The organism is Vulcanisaeta sp. EB80 (assembly GCF_002078205.2).
Window position 1 is genome coordinate 1 of sequence record NZ_LCWN02000069.1, and the last position, 10977, is coordinate 10977.

The window sequence follows — 10977 nt, forward strand, 5'->3', positions numbered from 1 at the left end:
GGGAAAACACAATCTTCAACTTATACCTCCAACCCCTAGTCACGCCAAGTATCATATTCCTTATATGCCCAGCCACAGTACCAACAACAGCCCTCTCCTCCCTACCTGCCATGTACGACTCAATAATCACAGAGCCATCACCAAGCCTAATAATTATGGGCAGGTTGCCAAAATCCCTCTCCAAACTACCCAATGGACCCCTAACCACAACCCTACTCCCACTAACATCAACCTTAACACCATCCGGCACCTCAACACTCCTAAAAACATACGGTTGCCTAGCCATCAAAACGCATCGCCCAAACCCCTATTAAAATATTTAGCGCCATGCACATCAACGCCCCTTTCGCACGGGTAATTCCATGAATCCAAGACGCAAAACCAACCAATACCCTTATATATTTAGAACTAACGTGGGTGCAGGACAGCTAGGTTTAAAAAGGTAACATTCAATTTAGTAATAATGATCAATTCCAAAACAACAACCAGAGGCCAATCAAGTGCAATCGAGTTGGTACTTATAATACCCGTGATTATTGCGGCCATCATAGTCTTCATCCTACTCGTCCCCAACTACTCATACTCAGCAGGCTCCGAGGTGAACGCATTCCAATTGAACGCCATGGCGCAATCACTGCTGGAGTACATAATAACGAACCCAGGCAACCCACCAAACTGGGGACTAAACGCAAGCCAACTAAGCTCCTTCGGACTAGCCGTGCCGAACCAACCATACCACCTAGACCCATTCAAGGTACTTGAATTAGCCTATTGGGAGTTGGCAAATTATAATCAATCATCTCTGGCGGTATGCTATGCCAATCAAACGGCTACTGGATTTCAACAATTCCTAAACCAATACGGCATAACGGGATTATACAACTCATTTAATTGGGTTCTAACACCGACAGCGCCAACGTATTGGTTACTTAATTATACGGCAGTTAAGCAAATGCTTGGTTTAGGAAGGAATTACAATTTAATGTTAGTGATATACCCAGTGTTCAGGGTTAAAATCGTACCAATAAACGGTACCCAGTTAGCAACATTCCTCATTAACGTTACAAAGTTTGACACGGGACAACCAGTACCCAATGCGACGGTTTACGTCTCATACATAGCGATTTCATTTTCGAGCAATAATAAGGAGAATATAGTTGTGGGTAACGTAACGGGCATTACAAGTAGCTCTGGGTCATTTATATTCACAATAAACATAGCCCCATCATCAACGAGTTTCTACTACATAGACGCATACGCATCACTCGGTGGCTTGGGCGATCATGGACTATACTTCAACTCGACAAATAACCCGTTATTATCCGTAGTAATACTTCCGTCACCAAACGCATCCAACATTAACTGGGTTATCTTTGCACACCCACATGTTTTAAAGGGATGTATATCCACATGCAACCCTGGTCAAACAGCTCTCGGCCTTAGGGTGGTGGGGGTCTTTAAGTCAATATATGGCTATACATTCTCAGCCTTAAACTTCACTCTCAATCCAGGTGGAGGATCGGTATCGTATCCAAGTACCTCATGTCAATATTTAACGACGAGTCAGTCAAGTAATAACTATGCGGATTGTTATTGGGCCCTACCTCAGACCCCCATGTTGCTCATAGCCTTTGTTACTAGGAACTCCCAAAGCACGAGTTGTAATACCCCATTAACGCAGATCATAGTCATACCATACGGAATGCTCTCCGAGTACTACTTAAGCAATAGGGAAATAATTTTTGGATACTCTGAGAAATACACACCCGTAGGTACTGCTAAATCAATCGTGTATATAGGCGACTCGGCGTATTACGTAACGCTTTATCTGTATTATGGAGGTAACGTCTTTGGTCCAATGGGGTGACTAGTATGGTGAGCCTACATAGTAGTGGTCAAGGTTTGCTCATAGTAGCCATGATAGTCGTAGTGGCTGCGTTGGTCTTAGCGATGTTGTATAGGGTGTTTATAATGACTCCGGCGTACGTGTACCAAAGGAGTATATACTTCGTGTTCAAGTACAATCCGCAACTCGTGGTTCAGGGACTAGCTATGCAGATGAACACTGCACTCCTATCATTTACCAGAAATTACAGCCAATTCCTGCTCAATTACGGAATCGCAGTTCAATTACCCGCACTGCAGGGTGGCAATTTAGCACCTATATCATTAGCATCGATACTTGGTGAATATTACAATACAATAATTAACACTGTCTATACACCAACAGGTCTAGCGATACAAGCAAGTAATGGCTACTACACGGCTAACCTAAACACGAACTATTACGGTGCTCTATCACTGCTTAATTATGTATATGCAAATAATCGTAAAACCACGTTATACGTAATGATGAATAGCACGTACGACATGCCAATCATAGGCATACAAAACCTAAACCTACAGAATACATTTAACTTGACAGCATCGATCGTAAAACCAACGACATCAACATGTATAGGTAATACACACACCATGAACTACCTAATAAGCACCAAGTGCATTTTCAACTTCGCATCAAATACATACACCTGCACAAACCCCGCATTTACAGCGACAGGACAAGCCATGAACCTATGGGCACCGTATTACAACGCATTAGTCAATAATCGCATTACCATAGGCAATAGCGGAATAACAGACACGAACAATAATTACGCAGACCCAGTGATGCTTCTATACCCAATAGATCCCACATCAGCAAATTACGGGTTTAAGGTATCTGCCGTATTTTACATAAGCTCAAGTAGTAACTTCCTTGTGGGGATAAACTTCCTAGCACAATACCCAACAGTTAAGAGCGTTAATTCGAGCAACCCAAACAATTACGCCACAGGTTATTGGGTGAACGTGTACCCAAGCGGTAATAAATATTATTACTCATATGGAGGACCTGGACCCATATTCTCACCAAAGAATGAAACCGGAACCATAAAGAATAGCATTTGGTCAGGACCGCCAAATCCACTAAATATAACGGTAGTGGTTCAGTGCAGTACGGTATGTAGCCCATTCATATCCTCAACGGGTACCGCCACCATTTACATAAATGGTGTTAGTGTTGGTTCAATGAATGTCGTAATGCCCCAATGGACCCAAACATACTCATCTTATTTCAATAATTATGCATACATCATGGGCGGTTCAGTCAAAAATCCTGTTGGGCCTTGGATAATTGTAATGTTGCAGAATGCGGCGGTAATCAGTGCCAGTGTTAGGGTAACCAACATGTATGTATTACCCACGAATGTGTACGTGGCAGTATCATTAAATAATCAACCAGCCTTAGGCGTAACCCTAAACATACTCAACATAACAACAGGTAATGGAGTTAATTTATTACCTGCACAATACAACGTGTGTAACATAACGAACAACGCAATAATACTCAACGTAACACTACCACAACCAACAGGCTACCCATACAACCAATACCTAATGCTGTTGAACTACAGCGATGTAGTAACCCTGCTAAACCCATTCTCACCAGCCGCACTTAATTACCTGGGTTTATCGGCAAGCAATATTACGGCAATGGCTGCATACATCCTCTTCCTCTACAACCCAAGCAGTAATATCATTTCCGAAGTTCCGTATGTGGCAAACACGGGTATACCAACCCTACTCCTATTCTATAACAACACGGACATATCGACTTACAATGGATACATCGCATTAACGCCAGTTAATGTTGCAGCAAGCCTTTCAATAATACCTGCAATACATAGGGATTTGCAAATATACACAGTTAGGGAGTCACTTATACACGTAGTTACAGGCTATACACCACTTAATTACACAATACCACAGGGTATAATAAATGAGGCTGGTTTACCCACACACTACTTCAACAATATTGTGGAGTTTTACTACTCACTAAGCCAAACTCACGAATCGTTACCAATCACGTATGCTCCAACGACAATATTGAACTGCAAATCCAGCACGGGTTATGTAAATTATGGCTTATTCCTTGTTAGGTATGGCAGTTACTGGGGCTACTGTAGTTACGGGTCGTTGTGGTACTCAAATGGTGTGTGTTATCCATTAAGTTCGTCAATAGGTGGTTGCTGATGAGGAAGGTAGCCGTTAAGGGTCAGGCTAGGATCATGGAGGCCATAGCCGCCACAATAATAATACTGATACTCGCAGTACTGATGCCAATACTGTTCAAGGCGCCAGCGACAACACTGAGGAGTGAGATTCAGGTTGGTGAGGAGCAGTATGCATACAACATACTCTATGACGTGTATGCAAACCCGCAATTCCTAAACTACATACAACAGGGCAATTGGCCTGCCCTGAAGCAGTTAATAGATACAACCATAGGTCCACAGTTTAATTGGTTTCTCTGTGTAGAACCACTTACTAAGGCGTTGAATATAACGGGTACGGAAACACCCTACTATGTAGGGATACCAATACAGATAATCCCAACAGGTGCCGGGGGTTACGCCGAGTTAACGCTCAATCTTAAAGTAATGAATTGGCTATTGCCACTAGGTTATTCAATAAATACGTCATTACCGTTATCAAACGTATTCTTCGCAACAAGTAACGGTAAGCCAGTCTACTGGTGGGTTCAGAGTTACGATCCAAACACAGGAAACGCTGTTATCTGGTTTATGACAACGTCGACGAGGTTGATGATGTACGTGTCGAGAAATGGCACATACCCATACAATCCACTAACCAATCAGTACTGCACGACGCCGTACTGTCCACCATACGGTGGGCTAAGCACATTCGAAATAAGGAGCCTTGGCGCATCCCAATCACTGAATAATGGGGGTTCCGTGTTTAGTGGATCTAGCGCCACATATTATGGCTTCACATCACAAAATACAGAATGTAGTGGCGCATCTCCATCGACACCATTAATACTAGCAACTCCTGAGGGCTCATCGGCATCATGCCAATTAGATACTGAATTAACAATAACAAGCCCGTTAGTACTTGGCTTCTTGACCAAGTTCGTATCTGCAATACCTGGATCGACACTCACGTTAAGTATGAATATTATTGTTAATGTCGTGAGTGGTGGTTCTACGTTATTATCACAAACAATACCGATTCAAGTAACGTACACGTACAACCAGAATAATGAGAATATATTATTAACCGTTAATGGTAATCAAGCATCTCTCCTAGGTAATTATACTTATCTCTCGGGATCATTACTCACAATAATGCCATCATTGCAAGCATGCCCTGGCGGTTTTGCAATAAACATAACCACCTCCCTCCTAACCTATGATTATCTATCAGGGAGTAACTTGCCAACGCTTAATAGTAGTTATGCAACACCATGTATTACTGGTGTCCAGCTAAGCCAAGTATCAATAACAACGCAGTTGAATGGCATAAGCATACAACAAACCTCACCGTATAACCCATACTACCTTTATAGCACGACCAACGTCATTTATGACCTATGGATAGCCCCGCTCCCATCAACAACCTATGTAAACCCAGTCTTCATAAATTATGGGTGCCTCAGCAATGCCGTACCCCCAAACTATGCCTATCGGTTCGCAGAATTGCCATTCACACCAACAGCCGAGGCTTACACAATCGTTCAATTGCAGAATGGTTCTTATTACCTAGCCCTAATAGCTCTTCAGGAATTGAGTGGGGGGTGATTGGGAATGGAAAGGGCCAGGTCTACGGTCAGGTCTAGGAGGGGTCAAAACGAGGTTGTGACAACGGTAATACTCATAACCGTAGTGCTTATCCTAGCTGCAATCTTCATAATAATATCAATGATTAATTTTGGGAAGGCTTCGGCATCAACATCCCTATCTTTAGCTGAGTCCTTTATGACGGATGTTGCTGACGATATTGAAGCATCAATGTACAACCCAGGAACGGTGCTTGTTTATCCAATACCAGGTACACAGTATGGAATGTTCAATTTCGTGAATAATTACTGTAGCATAACAATAAATGGTGCCACATATACAAGCGGCGCATTAATTTATGGTACACCACCAAACTACGCATCATTACCCAGCGGTTATATCCAGGTGATCAGGGGTTCATCAAGCAACGGTGCATATAACGTAATTAAGGAAAGCACCATAATACAGAATGCAGCAGCGCCATTAATATCAATAGTTCAGTACGGCACATCAACAATGAATGGCATAACGTACGGAACATACATAGCGTTGTTCCCAAGGGTCCTAGTGGTTAATGGATCAGGCAATGTATATGTCTATATCCCAGTATTTAATGTAATCCAAAGTGGACTAAGGAATACCCTTGTTGTCAATATAACAGGCATATCGGTATACACAATGTACGGCACGAGCATAAGTCCACTAACGGTATCCATAAGCGACACCTGCGGTCCCCTATCAAAGAGCCTAACTATAAATAATGTCATGAATCTAAGGCTTGTAATCATAAATATAACAATGACCTTCAGGTGACTGTTCATGAACGTTCTCGCCTTCATAATAACAACAATAGCCCTACTAGGACTTGCGGTATTTTACGTATGGTATTTAAATACGTACATATCAACGAATCTCTTAAACACCGCGGGCTATACATTATCTCTCGTATCCTCAGCCCTAACTCATGAGTTCCAAAATGCCATCTCCGTAGCCTCGATGGGTAATGTGGCTGGTACATTCAACTACACTTTAATGTTACCAACATCCGCAATACCAGTCCAGGGAATGGCACTCACGTACACAATAACGCTTTACCCGAAGAATTCAGGTAATAACCTAACTTTACTTTATGCCAACATCACGGTAACGATGGCCATGGGATCACTGTCACGGTCAGTAATGAATAAAGTCCTTATTTACTCATCAACCCAACCCTACACCATAACCGCATATAACTGTGTAAATGTAAATAATGGTACCGTAATTTTGATTAGCCCAGGATTAAATTCAATGCATGATTGCACATGGACCAGCGCCCAAATCCAAATGGGTGATGCGATAATTAGCATTACGAAATAAAATTAAACCGTATAGCCTGTGAGTGCTTTGCAGCATCAATATAATAAGAACATTAAAACTACGATGAGCTTACGCATCCCTAACCCTTATTAGGAGCGGTCTCCTAAGTGGGTTCATGAGCCCAGCCACGTAGAACTCCCTAGTACCCAACTGCGCCAGCGTGGATTCACTAACATCGGCCAGGTCCATGTATGCAGCAATCTCCCTGAGGTCCCCTTGAGCGCTCAACCTGCTGAAGAAGACCGTGCCCAAGTTGGCCCTCACACTAGCCCTAACATCCCTCGCAATCCTTTGGCTAGCTATAACTAGCGACAAACCCCATTTACGGCCTTCCCTAGCCGTGGTCTCGATAACATCACCGCATATGGTCCACTCGTTCTCGGGCACGTAGTTCTGGGCCTCATCAATAACGAAGACTAGGTCCAATGGTTCCCTCCTCTCCTTAACGAGCCTCCATGCCGAGTCGATTACGTCAGCAATTATGGCCTGCTTAACAACAAGCTCCGGGTCTAGGCTTAGATCAATCACCACCAGGTTTGATTTTAAAGCCTCATTCACAATATCAATGGGTTGGGTAACCCTTTTATTCAACTCCTCAAAGAATTCAGGCTCTATGAAGTAATCAATGAAGAGCCTAGCCTTCTCAACAGTCGAATCCCTGGCACCAAGGCCCCTCATACTATCAACCAGGTGCTTCGTGAACAACGCCTTATCCCACCTAACCACCTGGTCACCCTGCCTACCCTCAACCAACTGCACCTGCTGCCTTCTTACTCCCCTCTCGCCCCTTACATACGTTATCACCGCAACCTCGAGATACTCACCGAAGGTTTGCCAATTCAACCTAGCCTTATCAGCAATAACTGAGGCTATCGTTGGTGGCGAAATTGCGATATCCTTCGAGGTTACTACCCTGCCCTTAAAATGCGGTACATAATCAACACCACTGTGGTCAAATACGACAACATGCTTACCAACCCTAATCAACTCCTCAATCAAAGCCTTAACCAACCTGGACTTGCCAACACCTGTGGCTCCGAAAACACCCACGTGTTGATTTACGAAAGTGGCGTCTAGGTTAATGGGCCAGTTGCTGTACTTATGGTTACCGAGTAGTATTGGTAAATTAACCTTAACATAATCACTAAGGAATCTGCCATCTTTAATAACATAGACCTTAGAGCCTGGCGTGGGCACATGCCTAACCTCAAACACGGACTTTGTACTCGGCCTTATTGATGCATAGAGTTTCACAACAGCTGAAGTGAAGGGCATGAGTATCGTCTGATCAAGAACCTCAGGCCTATCGACAAACGGCGACCTAACCCTATCCCTAATCAACGGCTCAAGCTTCGTAACACCCCTAACAACACCGAGTAGCAACTCATCCTCAAGGGATGGATCATGAATAAGCACCAACTGCTCCTCAAGGGCCAGGTGTTCACTCCTCTTATAGAATTGAATGGGCACGGAACTAACGGAAGCTCCGCTCGTTGTAATACCAATCTCCAGACAACACCTATCCAGCATCCAAAGGAAAAGGTCTCAGGCTGCCTTATAAATAACTATTGATGAGACATTACCAATCTCCACATATCTCTGAAGATAAAAGGATTGCATAAACCTACGACCATCCTCACATTTTCGGCTAGTTTACATAGGCTTTTTATTTTGTTCGATACTAACACCTGCACTCTTCATAGTGCTTAATACCCACTTAAAAATTGCTGTGCGGTTAAGAAATCGCGAGCACTATAGATAGAGAGATTATTCCTGGAACAGCAATATCTATATAATCTATCTAGAATAGAAACGAGCAATTAATAGCATAAGATGGCATTATTTAATAATTGAATTGTCATACATAAGGCATATATGAAAATAACCATTTTGATAATGTTTACAAAACACTATCTTAGAGAAAAATTTATAAATAATGATTAAATAAGATAATACTTTGTATGTCGACACCACCCGAGTCTGGACGTAGGCTCGGTGTTGAGAAGGCCTAGGTCACTGATAAACAGCTTAGAAAGGCTTTGAATGTGTTCGATATATCCTACCTCGTAATAGGTGCGGTGATTGGTAGTGGTTGGTTGTTTGGTTCATTCTATGCCGCTGCTACAGCAGGTCCTGCGGCCATAATCTCCTGGACGTTGGGTGGTATATTCTTAATCTTTGTGGCTTTATCATTCGCTGAGTTGGGTGGTATGCTCCCTAAGTCAGGTGCTATCGTTAGGTATCCGCAGTATAGCCATGGTAGTTTCACATCCTTCATCTTTGCATGGGCATATCTACTTGGCGCAATTACTGTACCTGCTGCAGAGGCTGAAGCCGTGGTGACCTACATGGCCTCATACGTGCCCGGCCTACTAACACCAACTGGTGTCTTGACCCTTGAGGGTGGCTTAGTTGCCTTTGCCTTTCTAACACTTCTTCCTGTTAAATTACTTTGGTGTTCATGTTATGGGTAAGACGAACACTGGTGTTGGTTGGTGGAAGCTAATAATACCAATACTAGCGATAGCACTATTGCTAGGTCTCTTTCTGCACCCAGCCAACTTCACGGCATTACCCGGTGGCTTCGTTCCATATGGTTGGGTCCCAGTATTCCTTGCGATACCAACAACAGGCATTGCATTTGCATACCTTGGCTTTAGGCAGGGTATTGAGTATGGTGGTGAGGCTAGGAATCCACAGAGGGATTTACCGTTAGGTACGGTACTGGGCTTCATAATTTGCATGGCGATTTATATATTGCTTCAGGTGGCGTTTATTGGCGCCATTGATTGGTCCAAGATAAGCCTTAAACCAGGTGATTGGGCTGACTTGACAAGCACGGTATTAAGTAGTGGTCCATTTTATGAGATAATGAAGATAAGCGGTATACCAATACTGATGGCGTTTGCGATAGTATTGCTTATAGATGCGATGGTTTCACCATCGGGGACGGGCTGGATCTACACAGGTACCAGTGCCAGGACATTTTACGGCATGGCTGCCGACGGCCACCTACCTGATTGGTTCTTGAGACTTAATAGGTGGAGGGTGCCCAGGTGGTCCACAATAGCTGCTTGGCTCATTGGTGCATTATTCCTGATACCGTACCCAGCCTGGGTTTACATAGTTACTTTCATAAGCTCGACGACGGTGCTCACGTACGTCGTTGTTGGTTCATCAATGCTGACACTTAGGAAGACCGCACCAAATGCCCCTAGGCCATTTAAGCTTCCCGGTGCCTGGGTCTTTGGGACTCTAGCCTTCGTATTTGCATACCTAATCCCATACTGGTCAGGCTTCACGACAATGTATGGCGTTACTGCACTCGTCCTTGCTGGTTTACCCTTCTTCTACATGTACACTGCGGTTAATAGGTTTGGTGTTAAGAGGTCGAATGCCGCAATCTTCGGCATCATCTACTGGGTCATCCTAGCTCTAGCCACCTATTTCTTGATCTATGTCGACATAATCACGCCATATAACGCAACTGGACCACTACCGCTTAGTGCCAAGTACATAACACCGTTCGTGATCTACGTGGTGCTCATGGCAATAGTTACTGTGGCGTTTACGTGGGTAATAAATCTATGGGCTAATGAGGAGGGTAAGCAACACATTAGGGCTGGTTGGTGGGTTCTCGCGGTGTTGTTCTCGGTCTTGATTCTGGACTTCGTGGGTCCATTTAGTGTGTGGAAGTCACCACCATTACCATTCCCATGGGACACCATCACGGCAGCCATAGTAGCCCTAGCCCTCTTCCTATGGTCAGTATACAGCGGGATACCAACGAAGGACTTAGAGGTAGTGCTGAGGGAGATGGGCGTAATTAAGGAGGAGAAGAAGTGATGCCCAAGTCCTACATAAATAACCCTTAAAAATAAACCTCGATATTTTAATCGATGATCCCAAGGGAAACGGGCTTAATCCTCGCCCTTGATGTTGATTGGGATGTTGATAAATCGGCGGCTTTCTTAGGAAGTATTAATGATTTGATTGA

The 10977-nt window shown here is 43.7% G+C and carries 9 protein-coding genes; 7 read left to right on the forward strand and 2 right to left on the reverse strand.

Annotation, left to right across the window (positions count from 1 at the left end; all coding sequences use genetic code 11):
- The coding region (gene rplF / locus B7L70_RS10265; RefSeq protein ID WP_081227181.1) for a 50S ribosomal protein L6 at positions 1-286 on the reverse strand (286 nt) is incomplete at its 3' end.
- 177 nt (positions 287-463) lie between these two features.
- Here rplF and B7L70_RS10270 point away from each other — a divergent pair.
- From B7L70_RS10270 to B7L70_RS10290, 5 genes are read left to right on the forward strand one after another with little or no spacing between them, the layout of a single operon-like run.
- Positions 464-1867, forward strand: coding sequence for a hypothetical protein (locus tag B7L70_RS10270; RefSeq protein ID WP_081227935.1), 1404 nt, complete (start codon positions 464-466; stop codon positions 1865-1867).
- Positions 1868-1872: 5 nt separating this feature from the next.
- Positions 1873-4074, forward strand: coding sequence for a hypothetical protein (locus B7L70_RS10275; protein WP_143701621.1), 2202 nt, complete (start codon positions 1873-1875; stop codon positions 4072-4074).
- Entirely contained in the window at positions 4074-5642 is a 1569-nt protein-coding gene (locus tag B7L70_RS10280; protein ID WP_081227940.1) for a hypothetical protein, read from the forward strand. Before B7L70_RS10275 ends, B7L70_RS10280 begins: the two co-directional genes overlap by 1 nt.
- A 6-nt stretch (positions 5643-5648) precedes the next feature.
- Positions 5649-6434 (forward strand): archaellin/type IV pilin N-terminal domain-containing protein, encoded by a 786-nt coding sequence (locus tag B7L70_RS10285; protein ID WP_081227942.1) that lies wholly within the window; start codon positions 5649-5651, stop codon positions 6432-6434.
- 6 nt (positions 6435-6440) lie between these two features.
- A complete protein-coding gene (locus B7L70_RS10290) occupies positions 6441-6980 on the forward strand; it encodes a hypothetical protein (RefSeq protein ID WP_081227945.1) in 540 nt (179 codons plus the stop codon).
- Positions 6981-7049: 69 nt separating this feature from the next.
- Here the strand turns inward: B7L70_RS10290 and B7L70_RS10295 are convergent, their stop codons facing one another.
- A complete protein-coding gene (locus B7L70_RS10295; RefSeq protein ID WP_081227948.1) occupies positions 7050-8510 on the reverse strand; it encodes an ATP-binding protein in 1461 nt (486 codons plus the stop codon).
- Between the two features lie 515 nt (positions 8511-9025).
- Between B7L70_RS10295 and B7L70_RS14180 the strand changes: the two genes are divergently transcribed.
- Together B7L70_RS14180 and B7L70_RS10300 are read left to right on the forward strand one after the other, a co-directional pair.
- Positions 9026-9454 (forward strand): amino acid permease, encoded by a 429-nt coding sequence (locus B7L70_RS14180; RefSeq protein ID WP_255408859.1) that lies wholly within the window; start codon positions 9026-9028, stop codon positions 9452-9454.
- The gene (locus tag B7L70_RS10300) at positions 9447-10826 is read left to right on the forward strand and encodes an APC family permease (protein WP_255408860.1); all 1380 of its coding nucleotides are present in this window, start codon (positions 9447-9449) and stop codon (positions 10824-10826) included. Before B7L70_RS14180 ends, B7L70_RS10300 begins: the two co-directional genes overlap by 8 nt.
- Positions 10827-10977 lie beyond the last annotated feature (151 nt).

Bases quoted from the DNA above. Each gene is read 5' to 3' on its own strand.
- B7L70_RS10280 (WP_081227940.1), top strand. From the start codon at position 4,074: ATGAGGAAGGTAGCCGTTAAGGGTCAGGCTAGGATCATGGAGGCCATA.
- B7L70_RS10290 (WP_081227945.1), top strand. From the start codon at position 6,441: ATGAACGTTCTCGCCTTCATAATAACAACAATAGCCCTACTAGGACTT.
- B7L70_RS10270 (WP_081227935.1), top strand. From the start codon at position 464: ATGATCAATTCCAAAACAACAACCAGAGGCCAATCAAGTGCAATCGAG.
- B7L70_RS10300 (WP_255408860.1), top strand. From the start codon at position 9,447: ATGGGTAAGACGAACACTGGTGTTGGTTGGTGGAAGCTAATAATACCA.
- B7L70_RS10285 (WP_081227942.1), top strand. From the start codon at position 5,649: ATGGAAAGGGCCAGGTCTACGGTCAGGTCTAGGAGGGGTCAAAACGAG.
- B7L70_RS10295 (WP_081227948.1), bottom strand. From the start codon at position 8,510: ATGCTGGATAGGTGTTGTCTGGAGATTGGTATTACAACGAGCGGAGCT.
- B7L70_RS10275 (WP_143701621.1), top strand. From the start codon at position 1,873: ATGGTGAGCCTACATAGTAGTGGTCAAGGTTTGCTCATAGTAGCCATG.